Here is a 24911-nt window from a genome sequence, read left to right on the forward strand (position 1 = left end):
AAAAACCCATTTTTCTCATTATAGGACAGTCAATTAAATGACAGTCGATGCCAGATTCGGCATTTATAGGCCCTTCTTCGGCAATGGGATTTATATCTATGACTGATCTAATTCAAGTTGTTACGGCGGTTGATGATCCTGCCCTCAACAGAAGTATCGAGATGACTTTGCATTCTGCGGGTTTCAGAACCACAATCGTGCAAGCCCAGGATCGAGCAATGGTGGCGGATGCTGGAGCTGAGATGCTTGATCAAATTCGCGACAACCTCATCAATCCCACTCAAGTGTTCATCCTTCCGCCGAATATTGTGGACCGGATGCATATAAGGGATAGCTTACTCGGAGCATTGGGTCGAGACGCTTCTGATCCGCGTGAGTATGGAGGATATCCGCCAGTCATAATTGTTACCGGCCCGATGATAACTTTGGCCTTACGGCCGAATATATTCTCCATTTCCGAGTTCAACGATTTGAGCACAGATCAGCTGTCTGTTCTCTTCCATTTCGAGGATAGCGTTCATTAAAGCAGACGCCAGAGCGATCTAACCTGGTAAAAAGAACGACGGACGAGAGCCGTCGTCCTTTCATTTTCCGCCCAATTTAATGTCGTGTTCTGCTGATCGCTCTACGCCAACTGCGCGCGTCCGCTCATCTATCCGGTCCAGCATAGCGCGTTTGCGGGGCGTGCGTCGTAAACCCGTGTTACGCATCTGTTTTGCGCGTTCGGGCGTGTCGATGATACCGAGCGTGGTCTTCCGGGCTCGAATGCCGGCCAGAAGGTCGGAGAGGGTGATAATCATTCTGCTCCTTTCTTCGACTTTACATCATTGAGAAGCTTACCGCATTTCGCTCACGGCAGGTGATTCAGTCGATGGACTTCGGGAATGTATCTGGCTTCATTCCGGTGAGGAGCTCGTCCAAGTCATAGGACCGCCCCGCTAGTCAATGACGACGCGCCCTTGCGCATTGCGAATTTGATCGAGCACCCTCTTTACAAGCGCCCAAGGTCCATCGCTGCGAGCATGCGAACGTACCTGCGTGCGAAGATCGAATGCTGCCACCTGCAATCGCGGCGTGTCTCGCTGAATAATATGGGCGGAATAGCCGCTCACCTGCGATAGACCGCTCTCATTGACGACTTCCATGCGCCCGATTTCAAACGCACTGGCTTCATGGCCTCCCGGCCATATTTCGACTTTCACGACAAGCATCTGATCTCCTGCTCAGTCGAGCGTGATATCCTCCCGCGTGCCTCTCTCGCGGAGACGATAGCGGGTGTTCTGAGTACGTATCAGCCCGCGCGGCACAATAAGGCGCATCGGTGTTCGGAGAGCCGAGGTGATGACCCATTTGCCATCAGGGTAGCGCTGGCGTTGATCATTGAAGATTCTCCCCGCCAAGCGCAGTTCCTTGCGGGCCGGATCAAACGTTCTCATACTGGTGACGAGCAGCCATTCAGCGAGGTCAGCATCAGGGGGAACCGGCGACCGAGGCTGTACTTTTGGCATCAGTCATCTCGCCCCCAAAACATCGCAAAGCCGTCATGATCGAGTTCGTCCGGCCGATCTCGCAGTTGCAAATGCTTCGGCAGTGCAAAGGTCGAAGGTATCCCTCGCTCAAGGATCTCTTCCGCAGGAATGGACAAGCTGACGATCCGGGCATCAGCATTTATGATCTGCGTTCGGACCTCGCCCCGCCACGCACGAAGGTTGAGCGAAACCTCGTCAATCTGAGTGATCCCCTCCCGCTCGAGGAACTCCATTAAAGGGCCAGTGATCTGCTCGAGGCTGCTGGGGCTAAGCTTGCCGTTAAATTTCAAGTGCATTGGGTCACCCCTCTGTTTCGACAAGGGCGACCGGCAAAAGCCGGGTGTTGGAAACCTGATCGGTAGAGCAGGCGCATGCGCCTTTACCCTCACGGGTTGGACATGCGCGCATGCCACCCGGCCTCATAGAGAAACCGAGTCTACCGAATTCGGGGTTTCCACGCCCCATCGCCGGGTTTGATCGACGACACTGCGTAGGTCGCAGATCATCCGCGCATCTGCAAGTCGTCAGTTCGCGTTAACAGCGGCTGCTGTGGAGATCCGCGTTAGGCACGATCGTCACGCCAAACGGGTCTCCATCCGCCTGTCGATCTCAATGTACTCCATGTCGATCGAGAATTTCCAGCTATGACGGGCTGGAAGAAGTGCCACTGCTCGGTCGCGGTATCAGCCAAAAAGACGTAATCTGGGCAGTCGCTCCGTCCAGCGAGCGCGGCTTCGAGCGCGCGGCCTATGACCACATGGTTGCTGAGCGCAATGTCGGACCATTCGAGAATGAGGAAGGTCGTATCGCCCAGAACCGTGCATTCAGTCAGCTTGGGCAGTTTCTTGTCCAAGGCCGTCCGCATACGAATCAGTCGCTGTTCCTCAATATCAACCCCTGCCTTTCGCGAGAGAAACAGCGCCCCGTCGTGGCGCCCACTTTCGGACCAGTGCACACGCAGCGACAGCGTTAGCGGGATGCCATCGACGACGGATTCCCGCCGCCCTTGATAGCCGTGCGGGGCGTGATGACGATCCTTACGGAATGGGCACTCTTCGTGAAGCTCCTGGCCGGCTTCGATGATCCAATCGAGCAAACGCTCCCGCAGCTGCTCATGTGTATGTTCCCGGATGCGAGAGCGTGTTTTCCGAAGGAGGCGCATGTGTCCGGCTCTGGCCGGTAGGCGACCGTCCGGTTCCGAGTTGGGTTTCTGAGATAGCTGACGCTCACTCGGTGTCGGCTGCCGACCAGACTCAGTCGTTCACAACTGCTCCCTATAAGGTCTGGGTATGCCGAAAGCGGCCGATCATTCCGGTCCAAGCGGACCATCAGCATCGCGCCCCATCATCGGTCGTCAGCAATCTATCGAGAACGCCCGAACTTTGCGAGACAGCTTGGCGGGCTCAGCCCGATGAAGATGGGCAATATGCCTACGCTACAGCGCTACGATAGCGTCCGCCATGCGATCCACTCACATTGCCCGGCTCCCAGAACAAAATTCTAAGTCGCTTAGAAAACGGCGGTGAGATTGAATGACCCATAGCGCGTCCATCCCTTTGCCGGTGCGTTGGGCGCTTCACGGAGCAAACGCCCCTTCGCCAGCAAAAGCCCATCAAATTCGAAACGTAGTCGATCAGGAACAAGCCAGTAACGAAGCCGCACTTCAACTTGATTCCCGGCAAAGCTTCCCGACAGCCCGCCGGCATCGCGGACGCCGGTCGTAGAAAAACTGTCTTCACGCGCGTCAGCCCACATCGCGCGATAAACGACTAACCAGTCGAGCCGCTTGTTCGGTGTCGCCTCTAGTCGAACACCAGGTGTCACGAGATTGGCGCGCCCGATGGCATTATACAGGCCGGCCGGTGCCAGCTCGGCGCGGCGCATGCCGAAAAGCGTATCGAAGCGCCCGTAATGGCCACCTGGTTTGTGGCCGCTCGCCCGATCGAATTCGATCGATAGGCGCGGTTTCCAAGGACCGGCAAAGCTAAAGCCGACATCCGCGTGCAGAAAGCTCGCCCTTACCAACTGCGAAGGCGCAAGCGCGGCCGTCGACATGCTGATGTGACCGGTCTGATAGAGTGCTTCCATCTCGAAATCGACCTTGCCGGCGCGCGGTTCTGCGATGAGCCGGCCACCGATGGTATCGAGCGACCGATCTCGGGTCGGACGGCCTGGCGCATCGCGCTCCCCCAAATGAAAATAGGTCATCTCAGCCATCGCCGGGCCGATCGCCTTCGCCTTACTGATCTGGCCGCCCCAGAGCACGAGATCGAAACTCTCGCGGTCGAGCCTGACCTTGCTGCTGCGCAGGCTGGCATTGTCGTCAGGAAGCCGAACCTGCGGCAACGTGTATATCAGCGTCGCCTTCCAACCGCCGCGCGCCGATATATCCGCGCGAAGCCCGGAATAGCCATTGGTAGTGTTACGATAGTCGTCGGCGGCGACCAGCCGGCGCGAGCCGAGATTGAGCATCATGCGCCCGGCGGTCAGCGTCAGCTTCGAACCCTTCCCGAACACATTGTCGAAGTCGCCCGCGACATAGGCTTGGACCGGCTCGAGCGTGTTGACCTCGTTGGTGGTGACGGGCGTCCCATCACCCTCGCCCCACACGCGGCTGTCGTAGAGCTCGATCGCCGCACGCCAATGGTCCGAACGATATTCGGCGAGAATGTTGGTGCGCAGGTTCACGAGATCATCGCTTTGATTGAATCCGACACGCGGCTGACCGTCGATGACCTCGTAGCGCAGGCGCATCGCGCCCGAGAGCGACAAGCCGTCGCCTGCCTGCTGCGCCTGCGCGGCGCCTGGAGCGGTAGCCACGACCAGCGCTGATACCAGCCAAGTTAGTTGTGATATATGTGTTCTATCGAATCGCATTGTATGATATACATGCACCATTATGGCATCGATCGAAACTGCGAACTGGCTGGCTCTGCTCCATCAGCTCCCGACCAAGCCACCCTATCTGCGGGTGAAGGTCTGGCGGAGGCTCCAGACGATCGGGGCGGTGCCGCTCAAGAATGCTGTGCACGTCCTTCCCAAGAGCGATGCGAACGAAGCGACCCTACGCGTCTTGCTGGAGGAGATCGTCGTGGCGGGCGGCGACGCCATCCTGCTCGATGCGATCCTGCTGGCGGGACAGAGCGATGCCGACGTGCGCGGATTATTCGATGCCGCGCGCGATGCCGATTATTCCGAGATAGCGCAGGCGGCCCGCCTGCTGCTTGAAACCGGGCCGGCAAGCGGCGCCGAGATCGTGAAGCTGGAGAAGCGCCTCGGCGACGCCGCAATGCTCGACTTCTTTGGGGCACATGGGCGGCAGGATGCCGAGGCTGCGCTCGCCGAGCTTGACCGTCAGCGCTACCAGCATCCCGACGTCAGTCGGTCGATGCCGGCCTCGGACGAACCGCGCGATCTAATCGGTAAAACCTGGGTGACCCGGCGCGGCGTGCATGTCGATCGCATCGCCTGTGCCTGGCTCATCCGCCGGTTCATCGACCGCAATGCAGTCTTCAAGTTCGTCGATGGACGCAGCTATGCGCCCGAAGCCGGAGAGCTTCGCTTCGACATGGCCGATGCAGAGTTCACTCATGAAGAGGATCGGTGCAGCTTCGAGACCATCGTCATGCGCGCAGGCCTGGGCGAAGACGCCGGACTCGTCGCAATCGGCGAGATCATCCACGACCTCGACATTGCTGACGCCAAGTTCAACCGGCCTGAAACAGCGGGTCTCGGCGCGATGCTGTCGGGCGTGTGCGCATCCACCGACGACGATCTGGAGCGTATCGCAAAGGCCGGCGATGCGCTCGACCAGTTCCACGCCTTTTTCAGTGCCCGGAGGGTCGAGCGATGAGCAGCGTTATCACCGACGAGCAGATCGCGCTCCGGCTCAAGGCGCATGATCACGGCATTGCCTTTGGCGAAGCGGTGCGGGTTTGGGCGCGGATCGCAGCACTGAGTTTCGGCGGCCCGGCCGGGCAGATCGCGGTGATGCACCGCATCCTCGTCGATGAGAAACGCTGGATCGGCGAGGAGCGATTTCTCCACGCGCTCAACTACTGCATGCTCCTGCCGGGGCCGGAAGCCCAACAGCTCGCCATCTATATCGGCTGGCTGCTCCACAAGACGAAAGGCGGGCTGGTCGCAGGCACATTGTTTGTGCTGCCGGGCTTCCTCGCGATCCTCGGGCTCAGTTACGTTTACGTATTACTCGGGCATGTCCCGCTGATCGAGGGCCTGTTCTTCGGGCTCAAGGCCGCCGTGCTGGCGGTGGTGGTACAAGCGGTGGTTCGCGTCGGATCGCGCGCGCTCAAGAACAGTGTCATGCGCGGTATCGCCGTCGCCGCCTTCGTCGCGATCTTCTTCCTCGGCGCGCCGTTCCCGCTGATCGTGCTGCTCGCCGGCATTGTCGGCTATGTCGGCGGCCGATCTGGCAGTCCAGCGTTTCGCGGCGGCGGGGGCCATGGTCCGGGCGGCGGCGCGATCGTGCATGACCGTGATACCGCGCTGGGAGAAGCGCTGCCCGAGCATGCCCGCGCCAATCTCGGGTGGTCGCTCAAGATCTCGGGCGCGCTGCTCATGCTCTGGCTTGCACCAGTGCTGGCGCTCGTCCTGTTGCTTGGTTCCGACGACGTCTATGCGCGCATCGCCACGTTCTTCAGCCAGATGGCGGTGGTGACCTTCGGCGGCGCCTATGCGGTGCTCGCCTACGTCGCGCAGCAGGCGGTCGACCAATATGGCTGGCTCAAGCCCGGCGAGATGCTCGACGGGCTCGGCATGGCGGAGACCACGCCCGGGCCGTTGATCATGGTCACGCAGTTCGTCGGCTTCCTCGCGGCCTATCGCGATGCCGGCGGGCTGGCTCCGCTAATCGCCGCGACGCTCGGCGCCATCCTGACCACCTGGGTCACCTTCGTGCCGTGCTTCCTCTGGATCTTTGCCGGTGCGCCGTTCATCGAGCGGCTGCGCGGTAACAAGGCCTTGTCGGCAGCACTGACCGCGATCACGGCCGCGGTCGTCGGCGTCATCCTCAACCTCGCCATTTGGTTCGCGATCCACACGCTGTTCGGCCGCGTGCAGCCGATCGGAATCATGGGCCACCGCTTCGACGCGCCGGTGCTGGCCTCGATCAACTGGCCGGCGGCGCTGCTGTCGGCCGCCGCCGCACTGGCGATCTTCCGCTTCAAGCTAGGTGTGCTCACCGTCCTCGCCGGCTCCGCGGCGATCGGCGCGGCCTGGTTCCTTTTCGCTCAAGGAGTATGAGCCCATGACCGACGTTACACGACGAGGTGCTGTAAAAACCCTTGGAGCGAGCGCCTTGCTCGTCGCCGCAGCCGATGGTGCGGTTGCGCAATCGGGCGTCGCCGCTCCCGTACCCGCCTTCACCGGCAGCTTCCAGCCCAAGCCGCTCAAGTTCGATCCCGCCAAGCTGCCCGGCCTTTCGGAGCGACTGCTGAAATCGCATTGGGAGAACAACTATCAGGGGTCGGTCAAGACGCTGAACGCAGTGCGGTCGCGTCTTGCCTCGGCCCTTGCCGACAAGGATGCGCCGCCAGCGATATATGGCGGTCTCAAGCGCGAAGAGGCGCACCGGACCGGCTCGGTCGTGCTGCACGAACTCTATTTCGACGGGCTTGGCGGCAACGGTCAGGCGGGCGGCCGGATCAAGCAGGCGATCGACGCCGCCTATGGCTCGTTCGCGACCTGGGAGGCCGAATATCGGCGCACTGCCATGTCGCTCGCCGGCGGATCGGGCTGGACGATCCTCTCCTACAATCTCCACACCGGCGCGCTCGGCACCAGCTGGTCGTGGGACCATATGCATGCGCCGGCCGCCGGCATTCCGCTGCTGGTGCTCGATATGTACGAGCACAGCTTCCACATGGACTATGGCACGCAGGCCGCCAAATATATCGACGCCTGGTTCGCCAATCTCGACTGGGAGGAGGTCGACCGGCGTTACGCGCGGGCGGCTGCCATCGCGCGCGGCTGACGAGAGCCCCTCACCAATATTTGGAGATGGCGCGGAACTGGTCGATCGCGTGCTGTGGGCCTTCGCCTTCCTCGGCGTGGACGAGGCAGTGATCGATATGGTCGTTGATCAGCGCTCGCTTGGCGCTGGCGATAGCGTTTTCCACCGCCTGCAATTGCTGGGCGATGTCGACGCAGGCGCGCTCCTCCTCGATCATCCCGACAATGCTCTTGAGGTGCCCCGCCGCACGATTGAGGCGCTTGATGATCGCGGGATGGGAGGAATGGGTCTGATGGGCCATGCAATCCTATCCCACGGGCGACGATCGCTGTCGAGAAAATATCCCCCCGGGGGGATAGACATGTATCCCCCAGGGGGGATATGGGATGTGGGTGTTCGAGGTGCTCGCCAATCGCGTCTATCGCCATCTGTTCCTCGCCCAAGTGATCGCGCTGGTCGGCACCGGCCTCGCGACGGTGGCGCTCGGGCTGCTTGCCTATGACCTTGCCGGCGGCAATGCCGGTGCCGTGCTCGGCACGGCGCTCGCCATCAAGATGGTCGCCTATATCCTCGTCGCGCCGATTGCGGGCGCCTTCGCCGATCGCGTACCGCGCAAGGCCCTGCTGGTGGCGCTCGACCTCGTCCGGGCCGGCGTCGCGGTGTTCCTGCCGTTCGTCAGCGAAGTCTGGCAGATCTACGTCCTGATCTTCGTCCTGCAATCGGCATCGGCCGCGTTCACACCGACCTTTCAGGCGACCATTCCCGATGTGCTGCCGCAAGAGCGCGACTATACCCGCGCGCTCTCTCTTTCCCGGCTCGCCTACGACATGGAGACACTGACCAGTCCGGTCCTGGCGGCCGCGCTGCTCACCGTGATAAACTTCCACTGGTTGTTCTCGGGCACCGCCCTCGGCTTCCTTGCATCGGCCGCGCTCGTCGTCAGCTCCGGCCTGCCCAGCCTCGTCAGTCAATCGACCGCCGTCCGCGACGGCATATATGCCAAGACCACGCGCGGCATCCGCATCTATCTGCGCACGCCGCGTCTGCGCGGCTTGCTCGCGGTCACGCTTTCCGCCGCTGCCGCGAGCGCGATGGTCATCGTCAACACGGTCGTGATCGTCCGCGCGCTCGGGCTCGGCCAGCGCGAGGTCGCGATCACGCTCGCCGCCTATGGCGGTGGTTCGATGCTGGCCGCCTTTGCACTGCCGCGCATTCTCGACCGGTTTTCCGATCGGCGCGTGATGCTGATCGCGTCGGTGGCGCTGGCCATATTGCTCGCGGGCCTTGCCGCAGCCGGCTTGACGGCGCCGGGCCACTCGCTCGCATGGCCGGTCATTCTCATCGGTTGGCCGTTCCTCGGCATGGCTTATGCGGCAAGCATCACGCCATCGGGCCGCCTCATCAAGCGCTCGGCGAACGCCGAGGACCGGCCGGCCCTGTTCGCGGCCCAGTTCGCGCTCAGCCATGTCTGCTGGCTGATAGCCTATCCGCTCGCCGGGCAGCTGGGTGCGGCCTCTGGGTTGTCAGCGGCGTTTGCCGCCATGGCGGGTCTGGCGGCTTTCGGTACGGTTGCGGCTTTGCTGGTCTGGCCGGCACGCGACGCGACCACGGTCGAACACAATCATGACGATCTTCCGGCCGATCATCCGCACTGGCGCGATCACGGAAAGTCGGGACACGACTATGTGATCGACGATCTTCATCCACGCTGGCCGCGCCGGTCATGACAGCAATATTTGCGATAGTGCGGGATTACTTGCCGCTCATGCACCGTGGCGATAGGTTGCGCGCCATGGCCCGACCGTTGGTCCTTGCTTCCCGCCGCGCGCCGGCGAGCCGTCTGCAGTGCGTCGCCGCATTGTTGGGACTGCTCGCCATGATCGGCGTGATCGGGCTTGCGACCTGGCATGACGGCCTGCCGCACAGCCATGCGCCAGTTCATGCCGCGAGCATCGATACCGACCACCATGACCATGCTCCCTCGGATCAGCCCGATCCGTCGGACGCGCTCCATCTGGCAGCTCATGCCGTTGCCCAGACCGTGGACCTCTCTTCGCGACCGCTGGTTAGCGTAACGCTGTTCATCGTGTCGCTGCGCTGGACGCTGGTCACCACCAGCCTGCCGGTCTCGGCGAGGCCCGTCGAGATATTGCGACCCCCACGCGGCTGAACGCTCGGCGCCGATCTGGCGCGCGTTCGACATGCCGTTAAGGGGATTGATCCATGAGAGCCTATTCAGGCCGGCTGCCGCGCATTGCGGTGACCGGCATGCTGGTCGCGAGCGGCGCGCTGCTGCTTGTCCAGTCAGTGCGCGCGCAGGTTGCGCCGCCCTTCGCCACCTTGCTGCGCGACAGCGAGAACGCACCCCGTTCGGCAGCGATTGCCGCCGATGTCGCTCGCGCCGAAGGGCTTGCCGAACAGGCTCGTGCCCGCCCCAACCCGACCGTCAGCGTGATGGCCGAGAACATCGCGGGCCGCGCGCCCTATCGCGGCTTCGACGGGGCGGAGAACACGCTCCAGTATAACCAGCCGTTCGAACTGGGCGGCAAGCGCTCGGCGCGTATTGCTGCCGGAGAGGCCGAGGTTGGCGTCGCGAGAGCAAGAGCCTCGGGTGCCAGGGCGACCTATGCCCACGATCTCGCGCTCGCCTACGCCATGGTTGAAATCGCCCAGCGCCGCGTCGAACTGGCTGATGACGAGGTCGAGGAAGCCGAGGCCGACCTGAAGCTCGCACGCGCGCTGGTTGATGTCGGCAAGGAAGCAAGATTGCGGAGTCTTCAGGCCGAGTCCGCGCTGAACGCGCTGCGGGCCGATCGCGACCTCGCACGCGCCAATTTGACCGGCGCGCTGGCGCGGCTGTCCGCCCTTGCCGGTGCGCCCCAGACCTTTACCGGCATCAGCGGCTCGGTGCTCGCCATGTTCGAGCGGCCGGCGATCGTCGGCCCGGTCGATGCCGGCAGCTCGGCGATCTACCGGTTGGCGCTCGCCGAACGCGACGCGGCGGCGCTGCGCATCCGGGTCGAGGAGAAGCGCGCAATCCCGGACGTCACCGGGCAGCTCGGCGTGCGCCGTCTGGAGCGCGACAATGCGACCGCGATGATCGTCGGGGTCTCGGTGCCCCTGCCGCTGTTCGACCGCAATCGCGGCAATGTCGCCGCGGTCCGCGCCGAGGCGCAGGGAGCGGCCTCGCGCGCCGAGGCTGCGCGGATCGAGACCGAAGCCGAACTGCGCGGCGCCATCGCCCAGGCCGAGGCGAGCGAGAGCCGCGTGACGGCCGCGCAAGCGTCGCTCGCAACGGCCGATGAAGCCTATCGGCTCGCCCGGATCGCCTATGAATCCGGCAAGGCACCGCTGATCGAATTGCTCACCGCCCGCCACAATCTCGGCAGTGCTCGCGGGGTCGTGCTCGACACGCTCGCCGCGCGCTTCGCCGCCAACGCTACGCTCGCCCGCCTCCAGGGCCGCACCATCACCGGAGACCTGATCCCATGACCTCCGACAAGAACCGCCTGTATATCGGCTCCGCCGTCGCTCTCCTGCTTGCCGCCGGCGCCGGGTTCGGCATCGCCCGTTTCACCCAGCCCGCGCCACCCGCTGCGCAAACCCCCGCCGCCGAGGCGAAGCCGGGCGACGATGTCGCCATCGACGCTGCTGGTATCCGCAGCTCGCAGATCGTGGTGGCGCAGTCTGCCTCAGGCGAACTCGACGCCGCGATCGCAGCCAGCGCCACGGTGGATTCGACTCCCGACGCCGAAGCGGTGCTGACACCGCGCGCGGCCGGTACCGTCGTTCGCATCTTCAAGCGCATCGGCGATCCGGTGCGCGCAGGCGAAACGCTGGCGCTGGTCGAGAGCCGCGACGCTTCGGCGATCGCCGCCGACCGCTCGGCGGCAAGTGCCCGGGTCACGCTCGCCACGAAGCAGCTGGCGCGCGAGCGCAGCCTGCTGGCCCAGGGCGTCAGCCCGCGCGCCGATTATGAAACCGCCGAAGCCAATCTCGCGGTTGCCCGCGCAGATGCGATGCGTGCCAGCGCCGCCGCAGGGGCCGCGCGGGTGGCGGGTGACGGCCGCTCGGTCGCAGTGGTGAGCCCGGTCAGCGGGCGCGTGACCGCCGCGTCGGCAAATCTTGGCCAGTTCGTCTCCGCCGAAGCTGAGTTGTTCCGCGTCGCCGATCCCAGCCGGTTGCAGATCACGGCGAGCGTGCCGCCCGCTGATGCGACCCGCGTGCGGGTGCGTGACCGCGTCGAGTTGAGCCTCGCCGATGGCGCGATCATCGCCGGGCGGGTCCGGTCGTCGACCGGGGTCGTCGATGCGCAAACTCGGGGGGCGACCGTCGTCATCGAGGCGAGTGCCGGGAGCAGCGTGCTTGCGCCAGGGCAGCTCGTGCAGGCGCGTATCTTCGCCAGTGGCGGCGCGACCAAAAGCGGCGTGATGGTGCCACAGGATGCGGTGCAGACGCTCGGCGAGCGCACGGTAGTGTTCGTTCGCACAGCCGCCGGGTTCAGGGCGCAGACGGTGCAGGCAGGCGCGCGCAGTGGCGGGCTGGTCGCGATCGTCTCCGGCCTCAAGGGCGGGACACAGATCGCTACGACCAACGCCTTTCTGCTCAAGGCCGAACTCGAGAAGGAGTCGGCGGAATGATCGGTCGCATCCTTGCGCTCTCGGTTCGCGGACGATGGCTCGTCGCGTTCCTCACGCTCATCGTCATCGGCTTCGGCGCGTGGCAGATCACCAAACTGCCGATCGACGCGGTTCCCGACGTTACCAACCGGCAGGTGCAGATCAGCACCTTCGCGCCCGCGCTCGGTCCAGTCGATATCGAGAAACAGGTGACCTTCCCGGTCGAGACCGCGCTCGCCGGTATTCCCGGGCTGCAGATGACGCGCAGCTTCTCGCGCAACGGCTTCAGTCAGGTGACCGCCGTGTTCGAGGATTCGACCGACATCTATTTCGCGCGCCAGCAGGTGACCGAGCGGATCGCGCAGGCGAAGGACAGCCTTCCGGCCGGCGTCCAGCCCAATCTCGCGCCGCTCAGCACCGGCCTTGGCGAGATTTTCTTCTATTCGGTCGCCTTTCGTCACCCCGACGGCAAGGGCGGTGCCGAGCATGTCGATGGCAAGCCCGGCTGGCAGACCGACGGCAGCTACCTCACGCCCGAGGGTGAGCGGCTGACTACCGAACTGGCGAAGGCAGCCTATCTGCGCACCGTGCAGGACTGGATCATCCGTCCGCAGATGCGCAACGTGAAAGGCGTTGCCGGCGTCGATTCCAACGGCGGCTATGTGAAGCAATATCTGGTCGAGCCGAACCTCAATGCGCTCGCGACCTACGGCCTCTCGATCACCGAGCTGGCCGATGCGCTGGAGAAGGCCAATTTGTCGGCAGGCTCCAACTATGTGCGGCGCGCCGGTGAAAGCTTCCTTGTGCGTGCCGACGCGCGGCTCCGCTCGATCAGCGAGATCGAAGAAGCGGTGGTCGCGACCCGCGGCGGCACCCCGGTGCGGGTCAAGGATGTCGGGCAGGTCGTGATCGGCGGCGCGGTGCGAACCGGCTCGGGCAGTCGCATGGGATCGGAGGCGGTCATCTCGACCGTGCTGATGCTGGTCGGCGAGAATAGCCGCATCGTCGCCAACAGCGCCGCCGAGCGCCTGACCGAGATTAACAAGGCGCTGCCGCCCGACGTCTTCGCCGAGCCGGTCTACAACCGATCGAAGCTGGTCAACGCGACGATCGCGACGGTCGAGAAGAACCTCGTCGAAGGCGCATTGCTGGTCATCGTTATCCTGTTCCTGCTGCTCGGCAATGTCCGCGCGGCCCTGATCACCGCGGCGGTCATCCCGATCACCATGTTGATGACGGCGGCGGGGATGAATGGCCTCGGCGTCTCGGGCAATCTCATGAGTCTGGGCGCCCTCGACTTCGGCCTGATCGTCGATGGCGCGGTGATCATCGTCGAGAACGCCCTGCGGCGCCTTGCCGAACGACAGGAGCATGAAGGGCGGTTGCTGAGCATGGACGAGCGGCTTGAAGAGACCACGCTTGCGGCCAAGGAGATGATCCGCCCAACTGTCTATGGCCAGCTCATCATCTTCCTCGTGTTCGTGCCGTTGCTCACCTTCCAGGGTATCGAGGGCAAGACCTTCTCGCCGATGGCGGTGACGCTCATGGTCGCGCTGGCGAGCGCGTTCGTCCTGTCGCTGACTTTCGTTCCGGCGATGCTGGCGATCCTCATCAAGGGCAAGGTCAGCGAGACAGAGGTCAAGCCGATCCGATGGTTCAAGGAGAAGTACGCCCCGCTGCTCGAACGCGCAGTCGCTCGCCCTTTGCCGTTCGTACTCGGCGGCGCGGGCATATTCCTCGCGGCCGTGCTCGCGTTCGGGCTGCTCGGTGAGGAGTTCATGCCTCAGCTCGACGAGAAGGACATCACGGTCACCAACTTCCGGGTGCCGTCCGCCTCGATCGATCAGTCGACGCAGATGCAGCTCCAGATCGAGAATGCCCTCAAGACCCTGCCCGAGGTGGCGCTGGTCTTTTCCAAGAACGGCAACGCCGATCTCGGCACCGATCCAATGCCGCCAAATGCTTCGGACACCTATGTCATTCCCAAGCCCGAGAGTGAGTGGCCGGCCGAGGTGCGGAGCAAGGAGGATATCCTCAAGCGCATCGAGGCGCGGATGAAGCCGCTGATCGGCAACCGCACCGAGATTCAGCAGCCGATCCAGATGCGGTTCAACGAGTTGATTGCGGGCGTGCGCGCCGATGTAGCGGTCAAGCTTTATGGCGACGATCTCGACCAGATGAGCGGTGAGGCGCGGCGCATCGCGGGCGTGCTGCGCTCGATCCCCGGTGCGGGAGATGTCAGCGCCGAACAGACCGACGGTGCGCCGACGTTCGACGTCAAGATCGATCGACTGGCGGCGGCCCGCTACGGTCTGACGGTCGAGGAGGTTGCGAACACGGTATCCGCGGCGCTCGGCGGTCGCGAGGCCGGCCTTCTGTTCGAAGGCGACCGACGCTTCTCGGTCGTGGTCCGGCTTCCCGACGCGCAGCGCGACGATCTCGAAACGCTGGGGGCTATCCCGATCATGCTGCCCGCTTCGGACGGGCAGGTCGCGCGATCGATCCCGCTGAGGGAAGTGGCGCGGTTCAGCTACACGCAGGGTCTCAACCAGATCAGCCGTGAGAATGGCAAGCGCATGGTCACCGTTCAGGTGAATGTTCGCGGTCGCGATCTGGGCGGGTTCGTCTCGGACGCGCAGGCACGGATCGGGGCGATGACGCTGCCGCCGGGCATGTACACGGAATGGGGCGGCACGTTCGAGAGCCTGCAATCGGCACGGCTGCGGCTTTTGATAGTCGTGCCGATCTGCTTCGTCGCGATCTATGCGCTGCTCTATCTGGCGCTTGGCGGGTTTATTCCCGCAGCCATCGTGTTCTCGGCCGTGCCGATGGCGCTTGCGGGCGGCGTCTTCGCGCTGCTGTTGCGCGGCATCCCGTTCTCGATCACTGCGGCGGTAGGGTTTATTGCATTGTCAGGCGTCGCGGTCCTCAACGGCCTCGTGATGATGAGCGCAATCAGTAAGCGACGGGACGACGGTGCGGGCGGGGACAAAGCAATCATCGATGGCGCCATGGAGCGCGTGCGTCCCGTGCTGATGACGGCACTGGTCGCAAGCCTCGGGTTCGTTCCGATGGCGCTAGCAACCGGAACTGGCGCGGAAGTTCAACGACCATTGGCGACCGTCGTGATCGGAGGTCTCATAACCTCCACGGCGCTCACATTGCTCGTGCTTCCGGCAATTGCTGCATTCGTCGATCGATGGCGGACCCGATTTGATGGAGTGCAAGCGCAGACCCCAGTCATTTCACAATCTGGCTGAGACGTCGCAGCTGCGGCCGCTTTTGACAATAGCCGCCATTGGCGCTGCGGGCGCCAAATGGCGGCTTAGTCCCAGCCCCGGTCACAAGCGGACTGGCGACTCATGGGCACGCCATTTTCCCAGTTGAACGGCTTGGTTGGGCGCGTAGAAGCCTTTGCCGCCCTCGACCCATCGTTGCCTTTCAGGTTCTCATTTCAGTTTCCCAGAACCAAACATTCTCTGGAGCCCCGACCACGGCGGAAAGCCGGTGTAAACGACTGTCCAATCAGGAGCCGGATTGCGGGAATAGCTGACGCTTACTCTGACTCCGCTGCCGACGAAAAAAGGTCGTTTAGATCTGCCTGGCAGACGTCCAAATCAAAAAGCAACTGTCGATGGGGCGCCACTAGGGCAACTGCCTGATTGCCTCAATTTGGACATGAGCGAGGAAGCATCTCAGTCTTCCCGCAAAATCTTTTCCTGCATGTGAGAGCAGTAGGAGCAAAGCCCTTCATCGAGCCCGTCTAGATAATCCTGTATGCTGATGCCTGCTCCGCAGCGAAAACATTCAGCGTTAAAATCCAAAGCTTCGCCGCAGTTCGCACAACCGTCTTCCCCTTCCAACAACGTCGACCGCCCGCAAACGGGACACTGATAGATCGGGCCATCCTCGAATGCATCCTTGTAACGGACATACGCCTCGGCTCCATGCGCCTTCTCGATCGCCTGTTCGATGGCATCGGCTACATCTACATCTTGCCCGCAGGTCTTGCAGCGCAGCTGTGCGTAATCTTGGCTCTCGTTTTCGGGTTCGACCTGCTCGACGAGCTCGGACTGACAATCTCCGCATTTGATGACTTCAGCCATGATTGAGGAAGATCGCCATCTAATTTTCTCTAGTGTGGCCCGCGCTTCCCGGAGCTCTTGGTCGTACAACTCCTTAGTTTCCAGCATGGTTGTCCATGCTTCTCCCAAAAGCGCGACTGGATCTTCCTCCATCTGGCGAAACAGGGAAGCCACAACCGGAAAACCCTTGCTGATCGCCGCGCGGATCGCGGTCGCCGACTCCGATGTGTAGTGATGTTCCATATCGTTGCGGATGGTGTTGAGCGCTTTGAGCGCCTTATGGTCCAAGGATATTCCGAAATCTTTGGCGCGTTCACCGATTTGCTGAAAGTCTATGGTCGAATGGCCTACTTGTGCCAGCTCGATGCCGCCCTGACCGTCTGGCACAGGCTTAAGAGGCTAATGAAAAAGCTGGGCTGAGGTGGAGCAGGGGGGCGGCAGCCACAGCGCTTCAGGGCCTGAGGCTGCCGCGTTATGCTTTAGGCTTGAGTACGCGTGGGCTCCGCAAATCCGCTCGGCCGTGCGCGTTCAAGCTTGTCTGCTTCGCGGCGGTCGGCATACTTCTTGTAAGCATATCCGCCTGCCGCCACGGCAATCAGGCTCAGCGGACTTAGTCGACGCAGTAATGTCGGCACGGCCACGCCGAGAAGTGCACCGCCCGATCCATTGAGGCCCTGTACGTGCTTCGAGGCGTGGCTGCCGGCGATCGCCCCGATAATCTTGCCAATCATGCGATGGTCTCCTTCGCTTTCATCAAGGGAGTACAGGCAGATTGGTTCCGGGCCGTTCGCTCGGAAAGAGAAGGCGTCCTGCAATTCAGTCAAGCCGGAGGTGGGATCTGCATGTCCTGTAGAGCGGCTGAAATCATCGCTGCCAGCGTTTCCTCGGCGCGCGCGCGGATCGCCGCATCCTTTGCCTCGAGGTCGTGGCGAACCCATTGCGGGGCACGTTCGATGACCTGAAGAATGGTTGTAGTGAACGGATAATCCATGGATCAGCCTATGGGCACAAGCCGTGTACCCTGTCCACTAGATACGGGGCGAAACAGTTTCGTTGTTACCGATAGTGAATGGGTCGATGTCGGTGCACGAGGCACAATGGTCGCGCAGAGATACGTGGTACAGGGCGCGCTCGACCTTGTTAAATCCGACGAGGTCGTCTGTCGTCGTGATCGTACTGCATGCCATGGGGCCATCGAATTGATGCCGGCCAGATGTCGAGACCGGGCAGGGTGTGGATAACTTTGCGGATAATGGGCGGAGAACTTGCGGATACACAGTGGATCGCTCGATGATCATCGGCGAACCAAGGTCAGATCCTTCCCTGTCGGAAGTCTGTTTCGAAACAGAAAAGCCGACCCAAAGGCCGGCTTGAAAAGTTTTGGGAGAGGATGCCTGAAAGGCATGGCGGCATATGATAGCAGGGCAGGGGTTTGGCAATTGCGCGGATTGCACTGGAGCGCCCGTTCCGTGCATGCGTTCTTTCAGCCATCCCATCGGCGCTGTCAGTTGAAGGAACAATGTGCCGGTCTTCTGACGAACGAATACCATCCAGTGTATGGTTTGGGTGCGATTCAAATCGGCGCAGCCGCCAAAACGGGCAGTTTCCCTCTTGTGTTAAGTTCTTTTGCTCGTGAAAAGCGAGCCGTCGCAATCTCCAGATCCATAAAACGCTGCAGGAGCATTATCTACTATGGCCGAAACCGAAAACCCCGCCGATCTCACGGCACTGACTGTAGAACTCCTCAGCGCCTATCTCACCAATAACACTGTCGGATCCGAGGATTTGCCCCGACTGATCCGGGAGACCCGTCTCGCTCTGACCGAAGATACGGCACCCAAGCCGGTTATGGAGGAACAGCAGACGTTCACGCCGGCGGTGTCGATCCGCAAGAGCCTGTCGTCGAGTGCGCATATCGTTAGCCTCATCGACGGCAAGCCGTACAAGACGCTCAAGCGCCATCTGGCGTCGAACGGGTTGACCCCGGAGGCCTATAGGGAGCGGTACAAGCTGCCCGCCGACTATCCGATGGTCGCTCCGGACTTCACAGCCAAGCGCCGCGCCATTGCCGAGCGGATCGGTCTTGGCAATCGTCCGAAGCCTGCTGTTTCGGAGAGCGCCGAGAAGCCGGTCACCGCGGCTGCATCTGCCGCGAATGCCGAGCCGGTTACCGACGGCAAGCCAGCAAAAGCGGAAACCTCGGCGGCCAAAACGCCAACCGGCAAGGGCGCATCGCCGAAATCGGTAAAACCTGCAGGCAAGTTGAAGCGGAAGGCGGCTCCCAAGCCAACCAAAGTTGACGGGGATGCGCCAGTCGTTGCTGCCTCTGAAGGTGACAAGGCTCCATCGGTCGAGCCGGTCGCACCCGAGGCGAAAGCCAAGCCCAAGAGCAGCTCGACTTCCGAAGTGACCGGAGTGAAACCCACCCCAAAGAAGCGTGCGGCGGGGAAAGGCTCACAGGCGGACGGCGCGTCGGCTGCTATCGCTGCGGCAACTCCGTCGGCAGCGCCGGAACCCGATGCGAAGCCGCCACGCAAGCCGCGCGGCAAGCTGGGGCTGTTCGGCAAAGGGCAGGCGACGCCCAGTGAAGGTGCTCCCGCTGCTGAGGGCGAAACCAACTCTGAACCGCTGCAGGCCGACAAGCCGGGCAAAGCGCCGAGGCCCAAGCGCATGGCGCGTACGCCCAAGCCGACCACGGACGACGCGAGCTGAATCTCGGCCCCACTCACCGGGCCAGTACTGCTCGGACATAACGAATCTGGCGGTGGATACTGAGGCCCGCGCCCATCAAAGAAGAAGGAACTGCTATGAATAACAATGATCTGGCCGAAGCGATCGCCACCGACGCCGGCCTTACCAAGGCGGATGCCCGCAAGGTCGTCGACGCCGTGTTCGATGCGATCGCTGATGCAGCGGCCAAGGGTGAGGAGATTTCGCTCAACGGCTTCGGCAAATTCAAGGTGAAGGATACGCCGGAGCGTGAAGGACGTAATCCTGCCACCGGCGAAGCGATGACGATCAAGGCGGCGCGCAAGCTTGCTTTCACACCCGCCAAGGGAGTGAAAGACAAGCTCAACGGTTAATTCTCGGGAGGCGGCGTTTCAGGAAAAGACCGCCTCCCTCTTTGTTCTTACAAACCTATGGCTGTCTCGTAGTGGGCACGGCTTACCTTTCCGCCCGCCGTGATCAGCTTGGCCCATTGACGATTGGCAAAGGGCACGGCGGATTATCCGGCAGGTGCATGCCGCGACTTCTGTTTATCTGCTTGAGGAGATCAATCGCCGCGAGCAGGTTCGACCCGCTGCCCGAGGCCTTGAACGTAAACGTGTCGAGGAAGTTGCTGGAAAACCGACGCAGCGTTGCGTATCGTTCGGTGGCCGAAATCAGGGTGTCCTCCTGGGTGAGATCAGCCAAGGCATCGACGTGAGGACGGGCCGCCATCAAGCGGTGCCAACCTACCATTTCATCGATCAGGACTAGAGGATCGCCGCCGGTTTCCTCCGCCATGTCGAGTGCGGTGATAGTCGCTCCGAACAGCCGCATCAGTTTGCCGACGGATGGTGCGGTTTGCTGATACCGTCGTTCCTGCCCCGCTTGGCGCGGGCGAACAGTCCGCCGATCAGGCGTTCGAACATCAGGATCGCCGCATCGGCAAGTTTGACTTCAAGTGCGACTACTGCGGCTGCCAGCGTTGCCCTGCGGCGATTCCGGAAATAGTCGGCAAGTAGAAACGGGGGAGCTACACCGCCTTCGCGCATGAACTGGCTGAAGCGGAATCCTGTTGTGGCAAGGCTGATCCCTGGATCAATTCCAAGCTGCCGTAAATGTTTCAAGCGCGTAAGCAGCGCGTTCATGTTCTTGGCCGATGGTGATCCGGGCATGTCCCGAAGCCACGCCAAGGGAGTTATATCTAGCGCAGGGTCACCGACCAGGAGCGCATCGAGCGATGCCAATGTTGCGTCGTCCAACTCCGCGACGATCTCTGCGGCCGCAAGCTTGCGAGCACGGGCCCGGCCGGCAAGCCCGGACCGTTCGAGGGTGTCGGGAGGCGGCAGAATGAACCGGTCCGCCCTGAGACTGTCCATCAGGGACAGGGCAATGGTCTCTCCACGGTCGCTCAGCATTGCTGTCCGGCATGCCAGGTCGATAGCGTAGGCAACATCGGTGCGCGTGAATGGGTGGAGACCGAGGATATTGGCTGCTGCGGCGCTATGATCGGTTTGTGTCTGCGGGCGTTGACCGTAGTGTTCGAATATGTCCGGCGAGACGCAAAGCTGTGCAGCTAGGTAGCTGAGTATAGCCTGCGGGATAGGGATATCCGAGTTGGTGCGCAGCCCAAGCCCCGAGCGGCGCGGCAGCACGAGGTGAACAGCGACACCGAGCCGATTGACACCACCTCGACGCTTGCCGATGGCATCGAGATCTTCGGTCGGCAGGGTGCAGTTTCTGACGATCGAAAAGTGATCCGTTCGCAGCAGGAAAAGCCGCTCGAGTTCGTGCCGCGAGAGAAGATTGCGCCGCGCCATGTCACCTCATCCGAGTCGGGGTGCCCCTGTTCGGTCACGCTAGACCCGGTTGCCAGGGGAGGCATGCACAAAGATAAGGTTAAGCGTTCGTGATTTGTCCAGCTTAGCGTTGCGTGTGGATGGCTCCCGCGTTGCGGTGCGATTTTCTGACGTTCTGACATGCCATATCGAGTGCAGTCGCGTGTCCGGCCTTTATGTGCAGCCTTTATACGGCTGCTGGCCTTGAAGGATTCCGCCAGCCCTGGCCTCCTCATCGTTTACGCGGACTCGAAGTCCTGTACGCTAAGCAGGTTTGCCGAAGCTCGGTGGATCGAATGGCTTGCCTTCAGTCGGTCTTCACACCTCAACCTTGTTTTGCCATCGCCTGCCAATCAGGCTGCGATCGCCAATTCCTTTCTTTCATACTCGACGCCGCGCGTCATCACCACCCATGCAATACGCGCCATCTTGTTGGCCAGAGCAACGGCCACGACCTTGGGCGGACGGCGATCAAGCAAGGCTTTGGCCCATTCAAAGCCTTTGACGCTGCCCGCCCGGACATGCCGCAGCACTGAAGTCGCACCGACGACCAGCAATTGTCGCAGGTAGCGATTGCCGCCCTTGGTAATCTTGCCCAGGCGGGTCTTGCCACCTGACGAGTTTTGCCGGGGCACGAGTCCAAGCCAGGCGGCGAAATGGCGGGCCGACCTGAAGCTCTGCGCGTTGGTCACCATCGACGCGAGCGCCGAGGCGGTGATCACACCAACGCCGGGGATGGTTTCAAGGATGTTGCTGACGTCGTTGCGATAATGCCAGCGGGTCAACTGCTTATCGATCCCGGTGAGCTTGTCCTGCAGTTCCTGAATGTGGCGCGCTAAGACGCCGAGTGTCTCGCGCGCCAGTTCCGGAAGATCGAGTTCGTCCCCTTTTGCAAGCCGATCGACCATGCGCACCACCTGCGCCACGCCGGTACCCGTCACAAGACCGAATTCGGCCAGATGGCTGCGCACGGCATTGAACATCATCGTCCGCTGCTTGATCAGCAGTGCCCGCGTTTTGTGCAGCACGCCGCCAGCCTGCTGGTCAACTGACTTGATTTCGACGAACCGCATTGTCGGCCGCGTCACCGCCTCGCAAATCGCTTCGGCATCGGCGGCATCGTTCTTCTGCCGCTTGACTAATCACGAGGTCCCCATAATGCGGAGGAACGCGGCCTGATTGGCGGATTTTCGTTGTTTTCGGATCGACTTGCTTCGCATTATTTGGCGCCGAACCTCTGCGGGTCAATAGACCAGCAGAGGAGCCGCCAATGTCGGATAAACATCACGAACTAATCGCCACACTTAAGTCGTCGCTTATCGGTCAGCGATACAGCCCGGTGGTGGCGAGGAATTACTGCGCCTACGCTTCTGGATTTCTCGATTATCTGGAGCAGCGGGGTATCCCCGTCACGGGCGTGATCGACGTGCATGTGGAACGATATCTGCGGCACGCAATCGTCCAGTTCGAAAAGCAGCGTGGTCGACGTCCCAGTGCGCGCTGGCACGAGGTCCCACGCTCCGGAATTCACGCACTGATGCGGCTTGTTCACGGCCAATGGCCGCCAGCCATCAAGCCAGCCTGTGAGGCCGATGAGGTCCGATTTTCAATCTGCGACGAATACGAAATCTGGCTGCGTGAGGAACGCGGGATGGCTTGCGCGAGCGTCGCAGCGCTGATGTGGGAAGCCCGGAACTTCCTGGCTTGGCAGATCGATTGCGGAAACGACGGCTTGGCGGATCTGAGCGTCACTGACGTTGACCGTTATATGGATTTGCGCGCGCCGAAACTGACGCGCTGTTCGCTGAAGTCTGTGGCAGAGCGGCTTCGCTCGTTGCTGCGCTACCTCCATATCACAGGTCGCGTTACGACGGATCTGTCAGGGCATGTGCTGGCGCCGACGCTTTATGCATATGAAGGCGTACCTTCGGTCCTGAGCCGTGGGCAGATCATCGCCGTTCTGGAGAGTGCCGAGAAGGACAAGTCACCGGCGGGGTTGCGGGATTATGCGATCCTGCAACTCCTCGCAGCCTATGGTCTGCGGTCAGGTGAAATCCGCCATCTCCGGATCGAGGACATCGACTGGCGAACGGAAGCCATCCATGTGCGTCACCACAAGACGCGAGCCAGCACATTCCTGCCCCTTCTTGAGCCGGTCGGCGAAGCGGTGCTCGCCTATCTGCGATCCGGGCGCCCCTCGACCGATGCCAGGGAGATCTTCGTTCGTACACGCGCGCCCTACCGAAAGCTCGATAAGCTATACAGCATGGTTCGGCGGCGGCTCCGTGACGCTGGCGTTCAACCGCCTGGTAAGTGCGGCCCCCACATCTTCCGTCATGCGCGCGCGGTCGAAATGCTGCGCGCCGCGGTGCCTCAAAAGGTCATCGGCGACGTGCTGGGACATCGTTCGACAGGATCGACGGCTCCCTATCTCAAACTTGCTACCGAAGACCTCAGGGCCATCGCGCTAGACGTGCCGGGAATGGAGTTGGTGGCATGACCGCACGCTGGCCCGATCCCGACCGAGCGATCATTGGCCGCTATGTCGCGAGCCTTGATCTGCGCAGCACGAAAAGCCGAGCCGGTTATGCCCAGGTCTTGCATGGCTTGCAGGATGTCGCTGAACGTTACGAGGCACTGGATCAGGAAGTGCTGCTGGCCTGGCTACGAGAATCGGCCGTTCGTCGAGCGCCGTCCACGCTCTTGCACCGCACCCGCATCGTTGACCGGTTCCTCGAACGCCTGGCGAAAATCGGCGCGATCCAACGCAATCCCGTCGCCGCTCTGCGCGATGAGTGCAATATCAAGCAGTGCATGCCGATCTGGCGGGCATTGGCGTCGCGGAATCCGCAAGAGGCACTTGCCGAACTCCGCCAGCCCAGACCGTTCGGAAGCGTGCTGGGCGAAATAATGGCCGAGCATGTCGCGATGATGCGGCGCAGAGGATACAAATACACATCGCAGCCCCAGTTGCTTTTGCGGTTCGACCGGTTCCTCCAGTTGCATCCGGGACCGGAAGCCGAGCCGCTGAGCTTCATGATGGATCGATGGGCAGCAACGAATGGCACGCTTCATCACGCTGAGGAATGCGAAAAGCTCGCGCGCGTCTTTGCGAAAATCCTGCGTCACCGCGACCCGTCGATACCCATGCGCCGACCTGACCCGAGACCGAGGAAGGAGGCCTCCAAGCAATGGCGAACGCCTCATATCTACTCGCCTGCCGACGTTCGGCGGATGCTCGAGATCGCACGTAACTACCCGTCGCCGCAGGCACCACTTCGCCCACAGAGCATGTACACCATGCTGCTCCTCGCCTATTGCGCGGGCTTGCGGCGCGGTGAGCTTGCCCGTCTAGATCTTGGTGATGTTGACCTGCACGCGGGTAGCATTACCATCCGGCAGACCAAGTTCTTCAAGACCCGCATTTTGCCACTACCGGGCAGCGTTGTAGTCGAGCTTCGGGCCTACATCGATGCGCGCCGGCGTGCCGGTGGATCACAGGACGCACGGTCGGGTCTGTTCTGGCACGAGCGAGGCGACGGCCATTACACCCCGGAAATGATCACCTGGTTGCTCTCCGACGTCATACGCCGCGCCGGGTTGAAACCATTGCGAGGAAAAGCAGGCCCGCGCGTGCATGACCTGCGCCACTCGATGGTCGTGAACAGAATCCTCGAATGGTACCGAACGGGCATCAATCCGCAGGAGCGCTTGCCGTTCCTTGCGACTTACCTCGGCCATCGGGATATCAACTCCACGCTGGTCTACATTACGGTCACGCAGGAGTTGCTGCACCTCGCCAACGAGCGGTTCCGCACGATGGGCGCACAATGCCTCAGCCTGGGGCGGGAGGCGCAGCCATGAGCAAAGCCGACCCGTTCCCGAAACTGTTGCGCGCGTTCTTCTACGAATGGCTGGTCGAGCAGCGCAACGCGTCCATCCATACGGTTCGCTCATACCGTGACACCTGGCGGCTGTTGCTGCGGTTCGTCGCACAGCGTGCAGGAAAGAAGGTGGTGGTTATCACGCTGGCCGATCTGACGTAAGCGCCGACGGAACCTTTCAATTACCCACAAGTGCGCCCGGCGAGATCAATTCCAAGTTTCATGTCCATAAGGCGGGACCAGCCACGCCATATGACGGTATTGCCGGGAGGCGGGTCG

Annotated in this window: 25 protein-coding genes and 2 pseudogenes; 14 read left to right on the plus strand and 13 right to left on the minus strand. The window is 62.0% G+C overall.

Annotated features, from left to right (window positions below; genetic code table 11):
- The first annotated feature begins 47 nt into the window (after positions 1-47).
- Complete coding sequence (locus A8V01_RS17560) at positions 48-524, plus strand: hypothetical protein (RefSeq protein ID WP_146037305.1); 477 nt, start codon at positions 48-50, stop codon at positions 522-524.
- Between the two features lie 60 nt (positions 525-584).
- On the opposite strand, the gene A8V01_RS28275 is transcribed toward A8V01_RS17560, so the two are convergent.
- The 6 genes from A8V01_RS28275 to A8V01_RS17585 form a co-directional block, all read right to left on the minus strand.
- Complete coding sequence (locus tag A8V01_RS28275; protein ID WP_037516069.1) at positions 585-800, minus strand: hypothetical protein; 216 nt, start codon at positions 798-800, stop codon at positions 585-587.
- Between the two features lie 138 nt (positions 801-938).
- Entirely contained in the window at positions 939-1211 is a 273-nt protein-coding gene (locus A8V01_RS17565) for a hypothetical protein (protein ID WP_037516067.1), read from the minus strand.
- A gap of 12 nt (positions 1212-1223) precedes the next feature.
- Positions 1224-1508: a hypothetical protein gene (locus A8V01_RS17570; RefSeq protein ID WP_037516064.1), complete on the minus strand. Its 285-nt coding sequence runs from the start codon at positions 1506-1508 to the stop codon at positions 1224-1226.
- Positions 1508-1825 (minus strand): hypothetical protein, encoded by a 318-nt coding sequence (locus tag A8V01_RS17575; protein ID WP_037516061.1) that lies wholly within the window; start codon positions 1823-1825, stop codon positions 1508-1510. Before A8V01_RS17575 ends, A8V01_RS17570 begins: the two co-directional genes overlap by 1 nt.
- 266 nt (positions 1826-2091) lie before the next feature.
- Positions 2092-2625 carry a hypothetical protein gene (locus A8V01_RS28280; RefSeq protein ID WP_037516058.1) on the minus strand — a complete coding sequence of 178 codons (534 nt, stop codon included), beginning with the start codon at positions 2623-2625 and terminating at the stop codon, positions 2092-2094.
- A 413-nt stretch (positions 2626-3038) separates the two neighbouring features.
- Positions 3039-4349 (minus strand): alginate export family protein, encoded by a 1311-nt coding sequence (locus A8V01_RS17585; RefSeq protein WP_245892687.1) that lies wholly within the window; start codon positions 4347-4349, stop codon positions 3039-3041.
- A 79-nt stretch (positions 4350-4428) separates the two neighbouring features.
- On the opposite strand from A8V01_RS17585, the gene A8V01_RS17590 reads away from it, so the two are divergent.
- From A8V01_RS17590 to A8V01_RS17600, 3 genes are read left to right on the plus strand one after another with little or no spacing between them, the layout of a single operon-like run.
- On the plus strand, positions 4429-5382 hold the full coding sequence (locus A8V01_RS17590) for a chromate resistance protein ChrB domain-containing protein (protein WP_080727134.1): 954 nt from the start codon (positions 4429-4431) through the stop codon (positions 5380-5382).
- Complete coding sequence (gene chrA / locus A8V01_RS17595; RefSeq protein WP_037516055.1) at positions 5379-6791, plus strand: chromate efflux transporter; 1413 nt, start codon at positions 5379-5381, stop codon at positions 6789-6791. Before A8V01_RS17590 ends, chrA begins: the two co-directional genes overlap by 4 nt.
- A 4-nt stretch (positions 6792-6795) precedes the next feature.
- Positions 6796-7521: a superoxide dismutase gene (locus tag A8V01_RS17600; RefSeq protein ID WP_037516052.1), complete on the plus strand. Its 726-nt coding sequence runs from the start codon at positions 6796-6798 to the stop codon at positions 7519-7521.
- A 10-nt stretch (positions 7522-7531) separates the two neighbouring features.
- Here the strand turns inward: A8V01_RS17600 and A8V01_RS17605 are convergent, their stop codons facing one another.
- Entirely contained in the window at positions 7532-7801 is a 270-nt protein-coding gene (locus A8V01_RS17605; protein WP_037516050.1) for a metal-sensing transcriptional repressor, read from the minus strand.
- Positions 7802-7886: 85 nt separating this feature from the next.
- On the opposite strand from A8V01_RS17605, the gene A8V01_RS17610 reads away from it, so the two are divergent.
- The 5 genes from A8V01_RS17610 (at position 7887) to A8V01_RS17630 (ending at position 15379) form a co-directional block, all read left to right on the plus strand.
- Complete coding sequence (locus A8V01_RS17610) at positions 7887-9227, plus strand: MFS transporter (RefSeq protein WP_037516048.1); 1341 nt, start codon at positions 7887-7889, stop codon at positions 9225-9227.
- Positions 9228-9292: 65 nt separating this feature from the next.
- Complete coding sequence (locus tag A8V01_RS17615; RefSeq protein ID WP_103097430.1) at positions 9293-9670, plus strand: hypothetical protein; 378 nt, start codon at positions 9293-9295, stop codon at positions 9668-9670.
- 53 nt (positions 9671-9723) lie between these two features.
- Complete coding sequence (locus A8V01_RS17620; protein WP_037516042.1) at positions 9724-10992, plus strand: TolC family protein; 1269 nt, start codon at positions 9724-9726, stop codon at positions 10990-10992.
- Positions 10989-12140, plus strand: coding sequence for an efflux RND transporter periplasmic adaptor subunit (locus tag A8V01_RS17625; protein ID WP_037516039.1), 1152 nt, complete (start codon positions 10989-10991; stop codon positions 12138-12140). Before A8V01_RS17620 ends, A8V01_RS17625 begins: the two co-directional genes overlap by 4 nt.
- On the plus strand, positions 12137-15379 hold the full coding sequence (locus tag A8V01_RS17630) for an efflux RND transporter permease subunit (RefSeq protein ID WP_103097432.1): 3243 nt from the start codon (positions 12137-12139) through the stop codon (positions 15377-15379). The genes A8V01_RS17625 and A8V01_RS17630 overlap by 4 nt, the downstream gene beginning before the upstream one ends.
- Before the next feature lie 435 nt (positions 15380-15814).
- Here A8V01_RS17630 and A8V01_RS17635 read toward each other — a convergent pair whose 3' ends face one another.
- The 3 genes from A8V01_RS17635 to A8V01_RS28700 form a co-directional block, all read right to left on the minus strand.
- Positions 15815-16591, minus strand: a complete 777-nt coding sequence (locus A8V01_RS17635) for a hypothetical protein (RefSeq protein ID WP_211295056.1) — start codon at positions 16589-16591, stop codon at positions 15815-15817.
- A 92-nt stretch (positions 16592-16683) separates the two neighbouring features.
- Positions 16684-16935: a hypothetical protein gene (locus tag A8V01_RS17640; protein WP_103097445.1), complete on the minus strand. Its 252-nt coding sequence runs from the start codon at positions 16933-16935 to the stop codon at positions 16684-16686.
- Positions 16936-17024: 89 nt separating this feature from the next.
- Positions 17025-17195, minus strand: a complete 171-nt coding sequence (locus A8V01_RS28700; protein ID WP_170065968.1) for a DUF6771 family protein — start codon at positions 17193-17195, stop codon at positions 17025-17027.
- A gap of 701 nt (positions 17196-17896) precedes the next feature.
- On the opposite strand from A8V01_RS28700, the gene A8V01_RS17645 reads away from it, so the two are divergent.
- Both A8V01_RS17645 and A8V01_RS17650 read left to right on the plus strand, forming a co-directional pair.
- The gene (locus tag A8V01_RS17645; RefSeq protein ID WP_103097434.1) at positions 17897-18916 is read left to right on the plus strand and encodes a MucR family transcriptional regulator; all 1020 of its coding nucleotides are present in this window, start codon (positions 17897-17899) and stop codon (positions 18914-18916) included.
- A gap of 95 nt (positions 18917-19011) precedes the next feature.
- The gene (locus tag A8V01_RS17650) at positions 19012-19287 is read left to right on the plus strand and encodes an HU family DNA-binding protein (protein ID WP_103097437.1); all 276 of its coding nucleotides are present in this window, start codon (positions 19012-19014) and stop codon (positions 19285-19287) included.
- A 103-nt stretch (positions 19288-19390) separates the two neighbouring features.
- Here the strand turns inward: A8V01_RS17650 and A8V01_RS28285 are convergent, their stop codons facing one another.
- The 3 genes and pseudogenes from A8V01_RS28285 to A8V01_RS17660 form a co-directional block, all read right to left on the minus strand.
- Positions 19391-19747 carry a hypothetical protein gene (locus tag A8V01_RS28285; protein ID WP_145206795.1) on the minus strand — a complete coding sequence of 119 codons (357 nt, stop codon included), beginning with the start codon at positions 19745-19747 and terminating at the stop codon, positions 19391-19393.
- The gene (locus A8V01_RS17655) at positions 19747-20730 is read right to left on the minus strand and encodes a DUF4158 domain-containing protein (protein ID WP_145206794.1); all 984 of its coding nucleotides are present in this window, start codon (positions 20728-20730) and stop codon (positions 19747-19749) included. Before A8V01_RS17655 ends, A8V01_RS28285 begins: the two co-directional genes overlap by 1 nt.
- 371 nt (positions 20731-21101) lie before the next feature.
- Positions 21102-21869 (minus strand): annotated as a pseudogene (locus tag A8V01_RS17660) (IS110 family RNA-guided transposase); the annotation flags it as partial.
- A gap of 149 nt (positions 21870-22018) precedes the next feature.
- Between A8V01_RS17660 and A8V01_RS17665 the strand changes: the two are divergent.
- The 3 genes and pseudogenes from A8V01_RS17665 to A8V01_RS17675 form a co-directional block, all read left to right on the plus strand.
- Positions 22019-23248 (plus strand): site-specific integrase, encoded by a 1230-nt coding sequence (locus tag A8V01_RS17665; RefSeq protein ID WP_066489022.1) that lies wholly within the window; start codon positions 22019-22021, stop codon positions 23246-23248.
- Complete coding sequence (locus tag A8V01_RS17670; protein WP_066489024.1) at positions 23245-24612, plus strand: tyrosine-type recombinase/integrase; 1368 nt, start codon at positions 23245-23247, stop codon at positions 24610-24612. Before A8V01_RS17665 ends, A8V01_RS17670 begins: the two co-directional genes overlap by 4 nt.
- Positions 24609-24791, plus strand: a pseudogene (locus tag A8V01_RS17675) (integrase); the annotation flags it as partial. The gene A8V01_RS17670 and the pseudogene A8V01_RS17675, both read left to right, overlap by 4 nt.
- Positions 24792-24911: the final 120 nt, after the last annotated feature.

This window comes from Novosphingobium guangzhouense, from assembly GCF_002896965.1.
Classification (GTDB): Bacteria; Pseudomonadota; Alphaproteobacteria; order Sphingomonadales; family Sphingomonadaceae; genus Novosphingobium; species Novosphingobium guangzhouense.